General features: G+C 35.5%; 18 protein-coding genes. 15 read left to right on the top strand and 3 right to left on the bottom strand.

The features are described 5' to 3' along the window. Positions 1-92: 92 nt before the first annotated feature. Positions 93-1,061 (bottom strand): thioredoxin-disulfide reductase, encoded by a 969-nt coding sequence (gene trxB, locus JMA43_RS12360; RefSeq protein WP_342156951.1) that lies wholly within the window; start codon positions 1,059-1,061, stop codon positions 93-95. Between the two features lie 241 nt (positions 1,062-1,302). On the opposite strand from trxB, the gene JMA43_RS12355 reads away from it, so the two are divergent. Further along, on the top strand, positions 1,303-1,746 hold the full coding sequence (locus JMA43_RS12355) for a hypothetical protein (RefSeq protein WP_342156950.1): 444 nt from the start codon (positions 1,303-1,305) through the stop codon (positions 1,744-1,746). 114 nt (positions 1,747-1,860) lie between these two features. On the opposite strand, the gene JMA43_RS12350 is transcribed toward JMA43_RS12355, so the two are convergent. Both JMA43_RS12350 and galK read right to left on the bottom strand, forming a co-directional pair. Then, on the bottom strand, positions 1,861-2,901 hold the full coding sequence (locus JMA43_RS12350) for a UDP-glucose--hexose-1-phosphate uridylyltransferase (RefSeq protein WP_342156949.1): 1,041 nt from the start codon (positions 2,899-2,901) through the stop codon (positions 1,861-1,863). Next, positions 2,882-4,069: a galactokinase gene (gene galK, locus JMA43_RS12345; protein ID WP_342156948.1), complete on the bottom strand. Its 1,188-nt coding sequence runs from the start codon at positions 4,067-4,069 to the stop codon at positions 2,882-2,884. The genes JMA43_RS12350 and galK overlap by 20 nt, the downstream gene beginning before the upstream one ends. Positions 4,070-4,140: 71 nt before the next feature. Here galK and JMA43_RS12340 point away from each other — a divergent pair, with 71 nt between their 5' ends. The 14 genes from JMA43_RS12340 (at position 4,141) to JMA43_RS12275 (ending at position 17,444) form a co-directional block, all read left to right on the top strand. Further along, complete coding sequence (locus JMA43_RS12340; RefSeq protein WP_342156947.1) at positions 4,141-4,845, top strand: NUDIX hydrolase; 705 nt, start codon at positions 4,141-4,143, stop codon at positions 4,843-4,845. A 61-nt stretch (positions 4,846-4,906) separates the two neighbouring features. Next, the gene (locus tag JMA43_RS12335; RefSeq protein ID WP_342156946.1) at positions 4,907-5,554 is read left to right on the top strand and encodes a DUF4159 domain-containing protein; all 648 of its coding nucleotides are present in this window, start codon (positions 4,907-4,909) and stop codon (positions 5,552-5,554) included. A 3-nt stretch (positions 5,555-5,557) separates the two neighbouring features. Then, entirely contained in the window at positions 5,558-6,070 is a 513-nt protein-coding gene (locus JMA43_RS12330; protein ID WP_342156945.1) for a TrmH family RNA methyltransferase, read from the top strand. A gap of 15 nt (positions 6,071-6,085) precedes the next feature. Beyond that, positions 6,086-7,186: an AI-2E family transporter gene (locus JMA43_RS12325; protein WP_342156942.1), complete on the top strand. Its 1,101-nt coding sequence runs from the start codon at positions 6,086-6,088 to the stop codon at positions 7,184-7,186. Between the two features lie 7 nt (positions 7,187-7,193). After that, on the top strand, positions 7,194-8,378 hold the full coding sequence (locus tag JMA43_RS12320; RefSeq protein ID WP_342156941.1) for a class I SAM-dependent methyltransferase: 1,185 nt from the start codon (positions 7,194-7,196) through the stop codon (positions 8,376-8,378). Positions 8,379-8,390: 12 nt separating this feature from the next. Then, complete coding sequence (locus JMA43_RS12315) at positions 8,391-8,738, top strand: cupin domain-containing protein (RefSeq protein ID WP_342156940.1); 348 nt, start codon at positions 8,391-8,393, stop codon at positions 8,736-8,738. 12 nt (positions 8,739-8,750) lie between these two features. Next, complete coding sequence (locus tag JMA43_RS12310) at positions 8,751-9,557, top strand: SDR family oxidoreductase (RefSeq protein WP_342156939.1); 807 nt, start codon at positions 8,751-8,753, stop codon at positions 9,555-9,557. Between the two features lie 328 nt (positions 9,558-9,885). Continuing rightward, positions 9,886-11,295 (top strand): glucuronate isomerase, encoded by a 1,410-nt coding sequence (gene uxaC, locus JMA43_RS12305; protein ID WP_342156938.1) that lies wholly within the window; start codon positions 9,886-9,888, stop codon positions 11,293-11,295. Between the two features lie 15 nt (positions 11,296-11,310). Next, positions 11,311-12,321 (top strand): sugar kinase, encoded by a 1,011-nt coding sequence (locus JMA43_RS12300; protein ID WP_342156936.1) that lies wholly within the window; start codon positions 11,311-11,313, stop codon positions 12,319-12,321. Between the two features lie 10 nt (positions 12,322-12,331). Continuing rightward, positions 12,332-12,997, top strand: coding sequence for a bifunctional 4-hydroxy-2-oxoglutarate aldolase/2-dehydro-3-deoxy-phosphogluconate aldolase (locus tag JMA43_RS12295; RefSeq protein WP_342156935.1), 666 nt, complete (start codon positions 12,332-12,334; stop codon positions 12,995-12,997). Between the two features lie 67 nt (positions 12,998-13,064). Beyond that, positions 13,065-14,045 (top strand): TRAP transporter substrate-binding protein, encoded by a 981-nt coding sequence (locus JMA43_RS12290; protein WP_342156933.1) that lies wholly within the window; start codon positions 13,065-13,067, stop codon positions 14,043-14,045. A 1-nt stretch (position 14,046) separates the two neighbouring features. Then, a complete protein-coding gene (locus JMA43_RS12285; RefSeq protein ID WP_342156932.1) occupies positions 14,047-14,505 on the top strand; it encodes a TRAP transporter small permease in 459 nt (152 codons plus the stop codon). Positions 14,506-14,510: 5 nt separating this feature from the next. Beyond that, a complete protein-coding gene (locus JMA43_RS12280) occupies positions 14,511-15,806 on the top strand; it encodes a TRAP transporter large permease (RefSeq protein WP_342156931.1) in 1,296 nt (431 codons plus the stop codon). A 183-nt stretch (positions 15,807-15,989) separates the two neighbouring features. Further along, positions 15,990-17,444, top strand: coding sequence for a tagaturonate reductase (locus tag JMA43_RS12275; protein WP_342156930.1), 1,455 nt, complete (start codon positions 15,990-15,992; stop codon positions 17,442-17,444). Positions 17,445-17,548: the final 104 nt, after the last annotated feature.

The raw sequence follows: 17,548 nt of genomic DNA, 5'->3' as shown, positions 1-17,548 counted from the left end.
TAACAAATACACAGCTTTTTATTATTTTATAGAAACAAAAAATCCCTGTAAAAATATTTACAGGGATTTTAATATTTTAAAAACTTGTTTTTTTAAGCCTCTACTTCTTCGTTGCTTTCAACAGCTGCTAGGTAACGCTCAGCATCTAGAGCAGCCATACAACCTGTTCCAGCCGCGGTAATTGCTTGGCGGTATTCTTTATCTTGAACATCACCACTAGCAAATACTCCAGGCTTATTTGTTTTAGTAGATTTTCCTTGGGTAATGATATACCCAGTCTCATCCATATCTAACTGCCCTTTAAAAATATCTGTATTTGGTTTATGACCAATGGCTATAAACAAACCAGTTACTGCAATTTCTTCTTTCTCTCCAGTTTGGTTATTTACAGTTCTTATTCCTTCTACAACTTGCTCTCCAAGCACTTCTTCAATTTCAGTAAAATATTTCACTTCTAAGTTTGGAGTATTATTCACACGATGTTGCATCGCTTTAGACGCTCTCATCTCTCCTTTTCTAACTAAAAGAGTTACTTTTTTACAAATATTAGCTAAGTAAGTAGCTTCTTCAGCAGCAGTATCTCCACCACCTACAATGGCAACATCTTGTCCTTTAAAGAAGAAACCATCACAAACAGCACAGGCAGATACTCCACCACCTCTTAAACGTTGTTCACTTGGTAATCCTAAGTATTTAGCAGTTGCTCCTGTTGAAACAATAACAGTTTCTGCTTCAATCGCAGTTGTATTATCAACTACAGCTTTGTGGATTCCTCCAACTTCATTACTTAATTCGATAGACGTAATCATACCAATACGTACTTCGGTACCAAAACGTTCTGCTTGTTGTTGCAATTGCACCATCATTGTTGGTCCATCAATTCCTTCTGGATATCCTGGAAAGTTATCAACCTCTGTTGTTGTTGTTAATTGCCCTCCTGGCTCCAATCCAGTATACATAACAGGTTTCATATCTGCTCTAGCTGCATAAATTGCTGCAGTATATCCTGCTGGTCCAGAGCCTATGATTAAACATTTTATTCTTTCTACTTTTTCAGACATGGTATTCTCTTCTATTTAATTACATAACAAAAGTAGGTTTTTTAGCAAAAAGCTTACAATTAAACTATGAAAAGTTATTATCAAACAATAAACAAAGTTGATACTTTTTTTCAGACTGATAACCTCTTGAATGAGTACTGAAAAGAACTGCAATTATCATATTCATAATTTATTTTCGTATCTCATTGATTTTTCGTAAATTAACTATACTTATTTTACTAACCTTTAAATTTCAACGCTTATGAAAACTCTGCTCTATCCTTCCGTTTTTATGCTCGCTTTATTACTCCTTTCGAGTGCCCCAAAAGAAAAGGTTCAAAAAAATTCGCTTCATGGTGTTTGGGAACTCACGCATCGGTTTTCGTATAGTAACAACGCCATTATCGATACTATTCATAATACCGATGGTTACCGACAAATTAAGATGTATCAAGAAAATAAAGTAATGTGGACGCGCTTTGTTCCTAAAGATTCTGTGGAGTGGTTTGGCTACGGAAGTTACCAAAATACAGACGATAAACTTATTGAACGCCTTGAATATGGCTCAGAATCGATGATGAAAATTATTGACACCATGCGCGTTTTTACATTTAAACTTGAAGTCGATGGCGATACTTTTAGTCAAATTACAGTAGACGACGAAGGAAATTCTCTTTTTTCTGAAAATTATAAACGTATTAAATAACGTCAATTAATTGCCATTGCTGTTACAATGAATTTGATAAAACAAAAAAAGTGGAATTGTGTGAAAAGAAAATAATTTTCCAAACAATTCCACTTTTATAACAATTACAAACTACTATTGTTTGCTATAATGTATCTCTGAAAGGTTTCTCAAATTACTTGCTGCAGTTTCTGCTGTGATATCGCGTTGCGGGTTAGCAAACATTTCGTATCCAACCATAAATTTCTTTACTTCTGCGGAACGCAATAATGGCGGATAAAAAGACATATGAAAATGCCATTCTTCATGAGCTTCACCATCTGTTGGTCTTTGATGAATTCCTGAAGAATACGGAAATGACGTCTCGAATAAATTGTCAAACATAATCGTCAACTTTTTCAGAATAGCTGCAAATGCAATTTCTTCTGCTTCGTTTAACTGACTAATATCTTGATAGTGTTTTCTCGGAATAATCATCGCTTCATACGGCCAAACCGCCCAATAGGGAACCAATGCCACAAAATGCTCGTTTTCTACTAAAATTCGCTCTTTCAACTCGAGTTCTTGCGCTAAATAATCTTGCAATAAACTTCGTTTGTGCGTATCCCAATGTTTTTTTTGTTGGGCTTGCTTCTTTAAAACTTCCTGCGGAATAGACGACTGCGACCATATTTGTCCGTGTGGATGCGGATTGCTACATCCCATAATCGCTCCTTTGTTTTCGAAAATCTGAACATGGTTTATTTCAGAGTTACTCCCTAACTCTTTATATTCTTTTTTCCACAATTGCACCACTTCGGTAATTGCTTCAACTTCCATCAATGGCAGAGTAAGTGAATGGTCTGGAGAAAAACAAACCACCTTACAAATTCCCATTTCGGTTGCTGCCTGCAACAATCCGTTTTGGTAAGTTTCAGCTTCAACATTGGGCATCAATGCGGCAAAATCATTAGTAAAAGTATAGGTGCTTTTGTAATCTGGATTTACATCACCGCTTGCTCTTTCGTTAGTCGGACATAAATAACAACTCGCATCATACGATTGCTTCTGAAGCTCACTCTTTTCATCTTTCTTTCCTTGCCACGGGCGCTTCGTTCGATGCGGAGACACCAAAACCCACTCCCCTGTTAAAATATTAAACCGTCTATGTGGTTTGTTATTTATTGTATTTTCCATTTTTCTTCTTTTTTACTCCGTTACTAATTTTAACTTCAATCGGACTCAAATCTATCTGAAAAGCTTCTTTATAAGCCTTAGAAATAGCCTCGATATAGCTTTCAACAAAATCTTGATGTACAATGTTAATAGTACAACCACCAAAGCCGCCACCCATCATTCGAGAACCTAAAACATAGTCGAACTGCTTTGAAAAATCAACCATAAAATCCAACTCCTTACAGCTCACCTCATACAAGGTACTCAAGCCTTCATGCGATTGGTAAAGCAGTTTTCCAACCACATCAAAAAGTTCATCTCCAAAGGCATTTGCCGCCATTAAGGTTCGCTGATTTTCCGCTATTACGTAAGAAGCTCTATCATATACTTTCTGTGGAAGTTCTTCTTTAAATTCTTCTAAAACAGCTTCAGGAACATCTACCAAATACGTATACATTGGGTATTTCTTCTGAATAGTTTCCATCGCCAATTCACATTCGTTTCGGCGCGTGTTATATTCGCTACTTGCTAAGTTGTGTGAAACATTAGAATTTAAAAGCACCAACTGATACGGCTCGATATCCGAAGGAATAAGCTCGTAATTTAAGTCCTGACAATTCAGTAAAATTAAATGATTTTTCTTTCCACGAGTCACAGCAAACTGGTCCATAATTCCGCATTTTGTCCCAACGTAAGTGTGCTCTGCATCCCTCGAAAGTGTAATAATTTCCTCTGAAGTTAATCCGATTTTAAACAATTCGTTTAACCCCTTTGCCAAACCACATTCCAATGCTGCCGAAGAACTCAATCCAGACCCCATTGGCAACTCACTTTTAATTACACAATCAAAACCTTGAACGCTCCCTTCTTTTAATTTTTCTATAAAATGTACAACACCCAAAATGTAATTTTGCCATTCTTGGTCGCTAGGCACAACTTCCGATAGCTTAAAACTAAAACCAACCTTGTAATTTTCAGACCAAATATTACACGTATCCGAACCATTTTTCCGAAGGTAAAGTTTTATTTTTTTATTAATTGCAGCCGGCAGTACATGCCCTCCGTTGTAATCTATGTGCTCCCCTATCAGGTTAATTCTTCCAGGAGAAGCAATGGTTACTTCACTTTTAAAATCTTCTAAATTCAAGAAGTTTTCTTGTCTATTTACAGATTGCGTTGTATTTTTCAAATCGTACAATTTTATAAGAACAAATATAATAAAAGTATTAATTACTTTTATTTAAAACTTAAATCTCTTTTATGGCAGAATTATCTAGCGGTTATTACGCCGATCAAGCAACAATGTTTATCGCAACAGATTGTATTGTTTTCGGTTTTGATAACGACGAATTAAAACTTCTTATTTTTAAAAGACGCGTAGCGCCAAACGAAGGAAATTGGTCGCTCATTGGAAGTTTTGTTAAGCTAGATGAAGATGTAGATGATGCTGCAAGACGTGTTTTAAAGGAGATTACAGGGCTCGACAATGTGTTTTTTGAGCAATCTAAAACCTACGGAAAAGCAAACAGAGATGGAGGTGCAAGAGTGGTTTCGGTAGCTCAATTTGCTTTGATTAGAATTGATGAATACGACCGTGAACTTACAGAAGAACACGGCGCTTACTGGTACCGATTGGATGAAGTGCCCCCACTTGTGCTCGATCATAATCAAATGGTTACCGATGCGTTGTCTAAATTAAGACGTCGAGCAAAACATCAACCCATTGGGTTTGAATTGTTACCAGAAAAATTTACTATTCCGCAGTTACAAAGTTTGTACGAAGCTATCTTTCAGAAGAAGTTAGACCCAGGGAATTTCAGAAAAAAAGTGTTGTCGTTTGAAGTATTAAAAAAACTAGACGAAAAAGACAAAAGCACCTCCAAACGTGGCGCTTATTACTACACCTTTGACCACGATAAATACAAAACACTTTTGGAGTCGGGCTACAACTTTGAGATTTTATAAATTCCTCAAAAGTGCTTTACTTCCATTAAATAACTAAATTTGTTCCTCAAAAATCACTTCTATGGGTAAAAAGTTTTTTGTTGCCATTACATGTTTTTGTTGCAGCTTATTTTTAAATGCGCAAGAAATTGCACTCTTAAAGTACAACGGCGGTGGCGATTGGTATGCAAACCCTACTGCTTTACCCAATTTAATTGCCTTTTGCAATGCAAATGTTCATACTACCATAAAGGCTAAACCTGCTACCGTTGAGGTTGGAAGTGTCGATATTTTTCAATATCCGTTTTTACATATGACAGGGCATGGAAATGTTGTTTTTTCTGAAAAAGAAGCTGAAAATTTAAGAAATTACCTTCTGTCGGGAGGTTTTTTGCATATTGATGATAATTACGGAATGGCAAATTATTTGAAGAAAGAGCTACCAAAGGTTTTTCCTGAGAAAGAATTGATTGAAATACCAAGTAATCATCCTATTTTCAATCAGCCGTACGCCTTTCCAAATGGACTTCCAAAAATACATGAACACGACGGGAAACGCCCACAGGCATTCGGTATTTTTGAGCAAGACAAACTTATTTTACTTTTTACATTTGAAAGTGATCTTGGCGATGGATGGGAAGATTTAGAAGTTCATAACGACCCTAAAGAAACTCATGAAAAAGCCTTGAAAATGGGCGCGAATATCGTTCGATATGCCTTTGATAATTAGTTTATGGATACACAATTAACACACAGCAATACACAATTTGAAGCCAAACAGTTTCCAATAACTATTATTTGCGACCACATTACAAGTGCTGCCAACATTGGGTCTATTTTTAGAATTGCAGATGCCTTCGGAATCGAAAAAATTGTATTTGCAGGAACGGAGCCTGTTTTTAGTAGACGAATGCAAAAAACAGCCAGAGCAACACATAAAAACATTCCTTTTGAATTTATTGAGAATGGGAATGTGTATATTAGCCAACTGAAAGAACAAAATTACAATATCATTGCTTTAGAAATTACAGAAAATAGCATTCCGTTAAGCAATGTAAAAATCTCCCCACAAACCAACACAGCAATCATAATTGGCAATGAAAACTACGGTGTTTCTGAAAGTTTCTTAGCATTGTGTGATGTGGTTACACATATCGAAATGTTCGGGAAAAATAGCAGTATGAATTTGGCGCAAGCAACTGCCATTTGCCTGTATGAATTAACAAAACTATATATCCAAAAATAATAAAGTTGTAAAAAAATGGATGCAAAATCAATTTCAAATGGTATTTTAAGAGCCATTGCAACCCTTGTAGGTATTGCACTTTTACTTGTATTTATCTACAAAATACAAGCCATTATAGCTTATATCATTATCGCTCTAGTCATTTCTTTGATAGGAAGGCCTATTGTTCGATTTTTAAAGTACAAATGTAAATTTAACGACAACCTCGCCGTAATTGTTACCATGACAATCATGATACTTTTTGCAGTAGGAATTGTTAGTTTATTTGTACCGCTTATTATTGAGCAAGGAAAGAATTTATCGCTACTTAACATCGATAATTTAAAAGCTAATCTACAAGATGTTTATAGAGAGATTTCAGAATATTTTTCGGTCAGTCGATATAAAGTGGAGCAATCTATAGAAGAATCTATCAAGAAGTCTGAATTTATTTCAAATATCGACCTTTCTGCAATTCCAAATATGTTTAAATACATTGTCGGCGGAATTGGCTCTTTAAGTGTAGCGCTCTTTACTATTATTTTTATTTCGTTTTTCTTTTTAAAAGACAGCCGTTTATTCCAAAAAGGACTCTTAACTTTCATTCCTCCACAAAATGAACAAAGCGTAATAAATTCCTTAGAAAAAATAAAAAATTTACTATCAAGATATTTTATTGGTTTACTACTTCAAATAGCTATTTTGTTTATAATTTACACAGCCGTTTTAATCATTCTAGGGGTTAAGGACGCAATAGTAATTGCCTTCCTTTGCGCATTACTAAATTTAGTTCCTTATGTGGGTCCATTAATAGGTGGAGTTTTAATGGTTTCGTTAACAATGTCGAGCAATTTAGGAGCCGATTTTAGCACGGTTGTTTTACCAAAAGCAATTTATGTTTTAATAGGATTTATGTTCGGACAATTGGTTGATAATTTCTTTAGCCAGCCGTTAATTTTTTCAAACAGTGTTAAATCGCATCCACTAGAAATCTTCTTGGTAATTATTATTTCGGGGATGCTTTTTGGAGCCTTCGGAATGGTGCTTGCAGTACCTGCTTACACAGCAATTAAGGTGATTTTAAAGGAGTTTTTATCTGAAAACAAGATAGTTGACAAGCTAACAAGAAACTTATAGTATTACTTTGAATAATAATATTTTAAATACTGGTATTCAAGAATTTATAAATAAAAATATCAATACTGACATATCGTCACTTTTACTAAAAGGCATCAATTTAGAGGGAGTGACAGATAAAGATGTGGTTGAACAAATTGAAGCCAAAGCTAAATCCAAAACTAAGCTTCCAACTTGGTTTAAAACAGCTCAAATATACTACCCTAACAAACTAAATATCGAGCAAACTTCTTCGGAAGTAACTGCTCAATACAAAGCTAGTTTAGTTGATGGAAAATCGATGGTAGATATTACGGGAGGATTTGGAATTGACGCTTACTTTTTTGCTAAACAATTTGATGAAGTTTTTCACTGTGAAATCAATAGTGATTTATCAAAAATTGCAACTCATAACTTCCAAGTTTTAGGAGCTGAAAATATTACAACAATTACTGAAGATGGCATTTCGTTTTTAGAAAAAACAAACAAAACTTTCGATTGTATTTATGTAGATCCTTCCCGAAGAAATGACGTTAAAAATAAAGTATTTTTACTACAAGATTGTGCACCAAATATGCCACTTGTTTTACCCTTACTTTTTACTAAAACTTCAACTGTTTTAGTAAAGACTTCTCCCCTTTTAGATATTTCAATTGGGATTGAAGCGCTAAAAAAAGTATCCGAAATACATATCGTGGCTGTTCAGAATGAAGTTAAAGAACTCTTATGGATTTTGAAGGATACAGCAATTCATACGCCAAAAATTAAAACCATCAATCTTACAAAAAGTGAAAATGAACGTTTTGATTTTCAGTTAAGCGACGAGTCAACTTCAGAAGCTATACTTTCTGAACCGCTAAAATACCTTTACGAACCCAACGCAGCCATCTTAAAAAGTGGAGCTTTTAATAGTCTGCCTGAAAAACTTCAGCTAAAAAAACTACACAAGCACACACATTTGTACACGAGCGAGAAACTAACTGATTTTCCTGGAAGATCGTTTGAAATTATAAACATCCTCCCCTACAATAAAAAGGTTTTAAAAAAGGAAATACCAAATAGTAAAGCCAATATAACTACAAGGAATTTCCCTGAAACAGTTGCTCAAATACGTAAAAAAACAAAGATTGCAGACGGAGGCGATATTTTTCTTTTCTTTTGTACAAATTTGCAAAACGAAAAGATTGTAATTCAGTGTAAAAAAATAAATTAAATCAATATAACCATGTCCGAAAAAGAATTAACACCAAATGCATTTTACATCACTAATGAAAATACTTGGGAGAATGTAGACGAAGGAATAAGCCGACAAATAACCAATTACAACAACGACCTAATGATGGTTAAAGTGAAGTTTGAAAAGGGTGCAATTGGCTACAAACACCACCACATACACTCACAGGCTTCGTATGTTGCTGCTGGAAAATTTGAAGTTACTATCGACAATGAAACAAAAGTTTTGGAAGCTGGAGATACATTTTTTGCGAATCCAAACTTAGTTCACGGAGTTGTTTGTTTGGAAGCTGGTGTTTTAATAGACATTTTCAATCCTGTTCGAGAAGATTTCATTTAAACCCATTGACCTATGACCAATTTAAATAATAAAGTTACTATTGTTACAGGTGGGAACGGGGTTTTAGGCGGTGCCATCGCTCAAGGGCTTGCTTCTCAAGGAGTAAAAGTTGGTGTTTTAGGAAGAACCGAAAGCACTGTTATTAAGCAAGTTGATGAAATTAAAAGTCGTGGCGGAGATGCAATTGCTTTGGTTGCCGATGTTTTAAACGAAGCTGAATTAGAACTTGTCAAAACTAAAATTTTAAACACATGGGGAACAATCGATATTCTTGTAAACGCTGCTGGAGGAAACAAAAAAGGTGCTACTATTAGCCCTGATGAGAATTTCTTTGATTTATCATTTGATGATTTTGACCAAGTAAATGCGCTTAATTTCAAAGGGACAGTATTACCTAGTTTTGTTTTCGGTAAAGTTATGGCAGCAAATAACAGCGGAAGCATTATAAACATCTCCTCCATGGCCGCACAACAAGCTATTACACGTGTTGTAGGATATAGCGCAAGCAAAGCTGCTGTAGATAATTTTACAAAATGGCTTGCCGTAGAAATGGCACTAAAATATGGTGATAAAATTCGTGTAAATGCCATTGCGCCTGGCTTTTTTGTTGGTGAGCAAAACAGAGATTTACTTTTAAATCCCGACGGCACCTTAACACAACGTGGACAAACCATTGTTACACAAACTCCCATGAAACGCTTTGGGACGCCAGATGAACTTCAAGGAGTTGCAAATTGGCTTGCTAGCGACACTGCATCATTTGTTACAGGGGTTGTAATTCCTATCGACGGCGGATTTAGCGCTTTTAGTGGTGTATAGCACATCTATTTCCTGTTGAAGTTCAACTTACGCAACCACTTATCTTACAAAGAGTTAATTCTTGTAGAATTACAGAATTCCACAGACGTATTAATTCAATTTAAATCGAGAAGATAAAGCACAAACATTCAGCAAGATATATAACAAAATATTACGAATACCTCTATTTTTTTACTTCAAAAAAGTAAATACCCATTATTTTAGTAAGGTTTTTTAAATATTTTATAATTTATTGAAAAATAAATTTATATTTGTGCAATCGATTACATTGAGCGCATATTTAAGAAAAAGCTCGATGCAGAAGTATCACAAAAGAGTTTAAGAAACTATGAGTCATAAAAACTTTATAAACGACAATTTTTTATTACAAAATAAGTACGCACAGGAACTATACCACGATTACGCTAGCAAAATGCCAATTATAGATTATCACTGCCACCTATCTCCAAAAGATATTGCAGCCGATAGAATATTTGGAAACATCACCAAAGCTTGGTTGGATGGCGATCATTACAAATGGAGAGCAATGCGTACTTTGGGAGTAAATGAAAAGTACATTACAGGAAATGCTCCAGACGAAGAAAAATTTCAGCAGTGGGCAAAAACAGTTCCATACACACTTAGAAACCCATTGTTTCATTGGACTCAGTTAGAGCTTGCTCGATATTTCGACGAGTACGATCTTTTAAATGAAAAAAGTGCTACTGCAATCTATAAGAATGCATCAGATAAATTAAGTACTTCAGCATTCAGTTGCCAACAATTACTTTCAAAAATGAATGTAGAAGTGGTGTGTACTACCGAAGATCCTATCGATACTTTAGAGTACCATCAGCAGTTAGCAAAGAGCGATTTTAAAACACATATAAGCACCTCTTTTAGACCAGACAAAGCCATTATGATTGGCAATGATGGTTTTATTGATTACCTCGGAAAGCTTGAAAAAGCGTCCGATATAAGTATTACTTCGTATCAAGATTTACTTGATGCTCTAACAAAACGAATTGCATACTTTAACGAAAATGGTTGTAAAGTTTCCGATCACGGGCTCAACAGCATTCCGTACGCAACTTTTACAGAAGCGGAAGTAAACACAATTTTGAAAAGACGATTAAATGGAGAGCAGCTTTCTGCAGAAGAAGTTGAAAAGTTTGAAAGTGCAGTATTACAGTTTTTAGCTGAACAATACCACGCTTTGGGATGGATACAACAATTCCATTTGGGAGCGCTTCGAAACAACAACACCCGTATGTTGGCGCAATTAGGTCCAGATACAGGATGGGATTCGATAGCCGATTATCCGCAGGCGGAAAAATTATCTAAATTTTTAAATAGCCTCGACGGAAAAGACAAACTGACTAAAACCATTATTTACAACCTAAATCCAGCCGATAACGAAGTTATGGCAACTATGATTGGAAACTTTAATGATGGTTCGGTTAAAGGAAAAGTGCAATTTGGTTCTGGATGGTGGTTTTTAGACCAAAAAGATGGAATGACAAAACAAATGAATGCCCTTTCAAACATGGGGCTTATTAGTTGTTTTATAGGAATGTTAACCGATTCTCGTAGCTTTTTATCATATCCAAGACACGAGTATTTCCGCCGTGTTTTATGTAATCTTTTCGGAGAAGAAATTGCAAACGGAGAATTGCCAAACGACTTGAATTGGATCGGAAAAATGATTCAAGACATTTCGTACAACAATGCCAACGAATATTTTAATTTTAAAAAATAACCAAAACCTTAAATCTTGAAAAAAGTAGTTGCTTTAGGAGAAGTTTTATTAAGATTATCCACCAAAGATTATCTTAAATTTTCGCAGGCTATAGAGATGAATGCCGATTACGGCGGAAGTGAGTTAAATGTATTAACGGGCTTGTCTAATTTTGGGATGCAATCGGAAATGATTACGCGCCTACCCGCAAACGATATCGCTGAAACTGCCTTGATGCAAATGCGAAAATACAATGTAGGCACCAACCACATTGTAAAAGGTGGCGACCGTTTGGGACTTTATTTTCTTGAAAAAGGTGCCTCGGTACGAGGAAGCAAAATTATATACGACAGAGCCTACTCCTCTTTTGCGCAAATCGAGAGAGGAATGATTGATTGGGAAGCAGCTTTTAAAGACGCTACTTGGTTTCATTGGTCGGGAATTACGCCTGGTGTTTCGCAAGGTGCTGCCGATGTTTGTATGGAAGCTATCGAAGTAGCTTCTGCCATGGGACTCACCATTTCAACAGATTTTAACTACCGTGCCAATTTGTGGAACTACGGAAAAACACCTGGGGAAATTATGGAGAAAATGGTTGCAAAATGTCATGTTATCCTTGCGGGAGACTATGCTTCAAAACAATATTTTGATATTTCTCCTGAAGGAAATTCAGAAAAAGAACTTCAAGAGTCACTTTGTAAAAAATTGAAAACGCGATTTCCTTCCGCAGAAAAAATAATAATTACCAACAGAAAAAATATAAGTGCTCTACACAACACTTGGTCGGCTGTTATGTTCGACGGAAGCAGTTTGCTAGAATCTACCGCCTACAACATCACAGATATTGTTGATAGAATTGGTGCTGGCGATAGTTTTATGGGCGCTTTAATTTATGGATTAAACCATTTTGACAATCAAAAAGCATTAGATTTTGCCGTAGCAGCATCGTGTTTAAAACACACTATTTATGGTGATGCGAACTTGGTTTCGAAAGAAGATGTTGAAGATTTAATGAACGGAAATACCTCTGGAAGGGTAAAACGATAATAAAACACAGATGAAAACATATTCAAGAATAGAAGTTGCAACAACAATGAAAGAAACTGGTTTAGTGCCACTTTTTTATCATGAAGATGTAGCAATTGTAAAACAAGTTGTAAAAGCCTGTTACGATGGGGGTGCTCGCTTGTTTGAATTTACAGCAAGAGGCGCATTTGCTCACGAAGTATTTTCAGAATTAATTAAATACTGTGCAAAAGAATGTCCAGAATTAATTTTAGGAGTTGGCTCTGTAACCGACGCCGCAGCTACTTCGCTTTACATGCAAATGGGTGCGCAATTTATTGTAACCCCTGTGCTTAGAGAAGATATTGCACTTGTATGTAATCGTCGTAAAGTATTGTGGTCGCCTGGTTGTGCTACTCTTACCGAAATTGCAAAAGCTGAAGAATTGGGTTGCGAGATTGTAAAATTATTCCCTGGTGGTATCTATGGTCCGAAATTCGTAAAAGCCATTAAAGGTCCGTGTCCGTGGACAAGCATTATGCCTACTGGTGGGGTTTCACCAACCGAAGAAAACCTAACCGCATGGTTTGACGCTGGTGTAACATGTGTTGGTATGGGCTCTCAGCTTATTTCAAAAGAAATTATTGCGAATAAAGACTTTAACTTATTAAAAGAAACTGTTGCTAGTGCAATTACTATGATAAAAAAACTAAAATAGAGTACCGACCAAAACTTTAAACCATTTATAAATTGATAAATGGCATTCATAATAAACCAAAATGTAGATGAAAACTAACTGTAAATTTTCCCTCATACTGCTATCGCTATTGGTTTGTATTTCGTGCAATCAAATTAGCTCTCATAAAACCATCAAGCTAGCTCATGGACTTGATGTAAACCATTCGGTACATAAAGCAATGGAGCAAATGGGGAAAGACCTGGAAGAAATTTCAGGCGGACAAATGAGTATTAAAATTTATCCAAACCAACAATTAGGTTCTGAGCGCGAATGTTTAGAACTACTTCAAATTGGGAGCTTGGATATGACAAAAGTATCTGTTGGGGTTTTAGAAAACTTTGCCCCAAAGATGAGAGTTCTCGGACTTCCTTTTCTATTTAAAGACAAACAACACGCATTTAATGTGTTGGATGGGCCTATCGGAAAATCGCTTTTAGATGAAGGAACTCAATTTTGGCTTAAAGGCCTTTGTTACTACGATGCTGGAAGCAGAAGCTTTTACACCAAAGAGAAACCAGTACACAACCCATCTGATTTAAAAGGATTAAAAATAAGAGTAATGGAAAGTATTACTGCCATGAATATGGTACGTAGCTTGGGTGGCTCTCCTACTCCAATTTCTTGGGGAGAATTGTACACTTCTCTACAACAAGGTGTTGTGGATGGCGCAGAAAACAATCCGCCAAGTTTTTACCTTTCTAAGCATTACGAAGTTTGTAAATATTATTCTTTAGACGAACACACTGTCTTGCCAGATGTTTTAGTATTGGGTACACATTTGTGGAATAGTTTAACACCTCAAGAGCAAGAGTGGCTACAAGAAGCCGCCGACCGATCGGTTGTAAACCAAAGAAAACTTTGGGCAGCTTCAGAAAAAGAAGCATTAGAAGCCGTTCAGAAAGAAGGTGTAGAAGTTATTTATCCTGATAAAGAACCTTTTGCTGAAGAAGTTCAAAGTATCTACGATGAATACAAAAACGACAAAGAAATTTACGCCCTCATCCAACAAATAAAAAACACCAAATAAAATGAATCTTAGAAAAAAAGTTGATTTCTTTTTAAGTAGAGCCTTAATACTCATCATGGCTGTGATGGTACTCAATGTACTTTGGCAAGTTTTTACCAGATACATTACGGGTACACCAAGTTCTTTTACCGACGAACTTGCACGCTACTTAATGATATGGGTTGGAATATTGGGCGCTGCTTACGTTTCTGGAAGAAATATGCACGTAGCTATCGATGTATTACCAGCTAAATCGAGTGCCAAAACACAAAAAAAATTGAAAGTAATTGTTAATATGCTCATTATCATATTTTCATTATTAGCCTTTGTTATCGGAGGGATACGACTTGTTTATATTACTTACATTTTGGGGCAACACTCCCCTGCTTTAAACATGCCGCTTTTTGCAGTGTATCTTGTAATTCCTATTAGCGGATTACTTATCATTTTTTACAAAACCTCAGATATCTTAAAGAAATAAATATTATGGAATATATACCTGTTCTCGTATTAGTTATAAGTTTTATATGCTTGCTCGCCATAGGAACTCCTGTGGCATGGAGTATTACAATTTCATCTTTGCTAACCATGTTGGTAACCATTCCATCAATGCCAGCTTTTACAACGGTGGCACAACGAATGGCAACTGGACTCGATAGTTTTGCCTTGCTCGCCATCCCGTTTTTTGTCCTCTCGGGCGAACTCATGAATAAAGGTGGTATTGCCCATCGACTCATTGCATTTGCCAAAACACTGGTGGGTTCTTTCCCTGGAGGATTGGCATTAATCAATGTAATTGCAGCTATGCTTATGGGTGCAATTGCTGGTTCGGCAATGGCATCGGCATCGGCTATGGGAAGTATTTTAGGACCAGAAATGGAAAAAGAAGGCTACTCAAAAGAGTTTGGAGTAGCTGTAAATATTACATCGGCTACGACTGGTTTGATTATTCCTCCAAGTAACGTACTTATTGTTTATTCTTTGGCAAGTGGTGGTGTTTCCATCGCGGCGTTATTTTTGGCTGGTTATATCCCTGGAATTTTAACCGGATTATTTTTAATGATTGTTGCTGCTGTATGGGCAAAAAAGAAGAAATACAATGTTGGTAAGCGAAGTAGCTTAAAAGAAGTATTTAGAACTTTTGTAGACGCTGTTCCAAGTTTACTATTGTTGGTTATTGTTATCGGCGGAATTGTTTTAGGTATTTTTACTGCTACTGAAGCTTCAGCAATTGCAGTTTTATATACATTGATTCTCGGCTTTGTTTACAAAGAAATTTCATTTAAAAACCTACCAGAAGTACTTTTAAATTCGGCTTCAACAACTGCAATTGTAATGCTACTAATTGGCGCATCAATGAGTATGTCGTGGGTAATGTCTTTTGAAAACATTCCGCAGAACATCAGTACGTTATTATTAGGACTTAGTGATAACCCAATTGTTATTTTATTAATTATCAACTTATTATTACTTTTCGTAGGAATCTTTATGGATATGACGCCTGCGGTATTAATTTTCACACCAATATTTTTACCAGTTGTAACCGAACTTGGAATGGATCCTGTACAATTTGGTATCATCATGGTATTGAACTTGTGTATCGGACTATGTACTCCTCCGGTAGGATCTGTACTCTTTGTTGGAGTTGGTGTCGCAAAAACAAGCATCGAAAAAGTTATAAAACCACTGGTACCACTATTTTTAGCTATGATATTCGCTTTATTTTTAGTGACATATTTCCCACAGCTTACTTTATGGCTTCCAGAAGTTTTTGGATTTTAAAATAAATAAACTCAACAATCAATTTTAGTTTGATTTGATATAAAAAACAGTCTTTTTAAATTATAGTGTAATCGATTACCTTTGTCCCGTTATTGAAAAACAAAAGGTTCATAATTTACAAAAAGGCTTTTCTACTCAGCAGTTAACTACTACAGAGTAAGACAACAAGATAAAAAAGAAAAAATGAAAAATTTAAACAGAGAAAATACAAATTTAACGGCAACACCTCCAATTAAAATTGTGCAATTTGGAGAAGGTAATTTCTTAAGAGCCTTTGTAGATTATGCTATTCAAGAGCTAAATAAGAAAGCTGATTTTAATGCTGGGGTTGCAGTTGTACAACCAATAGACAGAGGACTAGTTCCTATGTTAAATGAACAAGATGGTTTGTACACCTTGTTCATGAAAGGGATTTACAAAGGGGAAGAAGTTCAAGAAAAAGAATTAATTAGCACCATTGTAAACGGAATTAATCCTTATACTGAATTCGATCAATACAAAGCGCTTGCGCATGAAGAAGAACTTAGTTTTGTTATTTCTAACACTACGGAAGCTGGTATTGCATACAACGAAGCAGATCGCCCAGATATGCAACCTCCCTCCTCTTTTCCTGCAAAATTAACAGTGCTTTTACACGAAAGATATAAGCATTTTAATGGTGATGAAAACAAAGGTCTAACCATTATTCCATGCGAATTAATTAATTACAACGCCGATACTTTAAAAGACATCATTTTAAAATACATCAGCGATTGGAAACTAGAAGAAGGTTTTAAAAATTGGGTTTTAAACGCAAACAGCTTCCATAACACTTTGGTAGACCGTATCGTTCCTGGATATCCAAAAGACGAAATTGAGGCGTATAATAAAGAACTGGATTACAAGGATAATTTAATTGTTACTGCAGAGAAGTTTTTCCTATGGGTTATTGAAGGTGATGAAGAATTAAAAGCGAAGCTACCTTTTGATAAAACCGATTTAAATGTGCTTATTGTCAAAAATATGCAACCTTACAGAACACGTAAAGTGCGTATTTTAAACGGTGCACACACGGTTATGGTTCCGTTTTCTTTACTCTACGGAAACGAAACAGTAAAAGAAACTATCGATAATGATTTTACCGGAAAATTTGTAAAAGAAACTGTTTTTGAAGAAATTATTGAAACCTTAGAGCTTGATAAAAAGGAGCTTGAAGATTTTGCAAACGAAGTTTTTGACCGTTTCCGAAATCCGTTCATCAAACATTTACTTTCAAGCATCGCATTAAATTCTGTTTCAAAATTTAAAGTTCGTGTACTACCAAGTTTATTGACGTTTCAGAAAGAAAACAATACAATTCCGCTTCACTTAACATATGCATTTGCTTGCTTAATTCGTTTTTACAAAGGCACTTGGAATGGAAAAACACTTCCTGTACAAGATGATGCAAGCATTGTAAATTCATTTAAAGAAGCATGGAATTTAAACGATTATACGCAAACAGCAACTACTGTATTAGCAAATTCTAGTTTTTGGGATGAAGACCTTACTAAAGTAGAAGGCTTAACGGAAGCTGTAGCAAAGGCATTTGAAGAAATTGATGCAAACGGAGTTGAAAAAGGATTTAATAATTTTAAAGGAAGTTTCGTAAATAGTTAAATTCATTTCGACTAAAAACATAAATCTCACAAAGAGAAAAACCATTTGATAATTGATTATTAATCTGAATTAGATATATTTTTTATGATTGTTCGCAATCTGTC

This window comes from Joostella sp. CR20, from assembly GCF_038433465.1.
Classification (GTDB): domain Bacteria; phylum Bacteroidota; class Bacteroidia; order Flavobacteriales; family Flavobacteriaceae; genus Galbibacter.
The sequence above is the reverse complement of the archived record's forward strand: the minus strand, read 5'-3'. Positions and strand labels throughout refer to the sequence as shown.

Excerpts from the sequence above, each read along its gene's own strand:
- trxB (WP_342156951.1), bottom strand. The coding sequence starts at position 1,061 with ATGTCTGAAAAAGTAGAAAGAATAAAATGTTTAATCATAGGCTCTGGA.
- JMA43_RS12355 (WP_342156950.1), top strand. The coding sequence starts at position 1,303 with ATGAAAACTCTGCTCTATCCTTCCGTTTTTATGCTCGCTTTATTACTC.
- JMA43_RS12350 (WP_342156949.1), bottom strand. The coding sequence starts at position 2,901 with ATGGAAAATACAATAAATAACAAACCACATAGACGGTTTAATATTTTA.
- JMA43_RS12340 (WP_342156947.1), top strand. The coding sequence starts at position 4,141 with ATGGCAGAATTATCTAGCGGTTATTACGCCGATCAAGCAACAATGTTT.
- JMA43_RS12335 (WP_342156946.1), top strand. The coding sequence starts at position 4,907 with ATGGGTAAAAAGTTTTTTGTTGCCATTACATGTTTTTGTTGCAGCTTA.
- JMA43_RS12330 (WP_342156945.1), top strand. The coding sequence starts at position 5,558 with ATGGATACACAATTAACACACAGCAATACACAATTTGAAGCCAAACAG.
- JMA43_RS12325 (WP_342156942.1), top strand. The coding sequence starts at position 6,086 with ATGGATGCAAAATCAATTTCAAATGGTATTTTAAGAGCCATTGCAACC.
- JMA43_RS12315 (WP_342156940.1), top strand. The coding sequence starts at position 8,391 with ATGTCCGAAAAAGAATTAACACCAAATGCATTTTACATCACTAATGAA.
- JMA43_RS12310 (WP_342156939.1), top strand. The coding sequence starts at position 8,751 with ATGACCAATTTAAATAATAAAGTTACTATTGTTACAGGTGGGAACGGG.
- uxaC (WP_342156938.1), top strand. The coding sequence starts at position 9,886 with ATGAGTCATAAAAACTTTATAAACGACAATTTTTTATTACAAAATAAG.
- JMA43_RS12295 (WP_342156935.1), top strand. The coding sequence starts at position 12,332 with ATGAAAACATATTCAAGAATAGAAGTTGCAACAACAATGAAAGAAACT.
- JMA43_RS12290 (WP_342156933.1), top strand. The coding sequence starts at position 13,065 with ATGAAAACTAACTGTAAATTTTCCCTCATACTGCTATCGCTATTGGTT.
- JMA43_RS12285 (WP_342156932.1), top strand. The coding sequence starts at position 14,047 with ATGAATCTTAGAAAAAAAGTTGATTTCTTTTTAAGTAGAGCCTTAATA.
- JMA43_RS12280 (WP_342156931.1), top strand. The coding sequence starts at position 14,511 with ATGGAATATATACCTGTTCTCGTATTAGTTATAAGTTTTATATGCTTG.
- JMA43_RS12275 (WP_342156930.1), top strand. The coding sequence starts at position 15,990 with ATGAAAAATTTAAACAGAGAAAATACAAATTTAACGGCAACACCTCCA.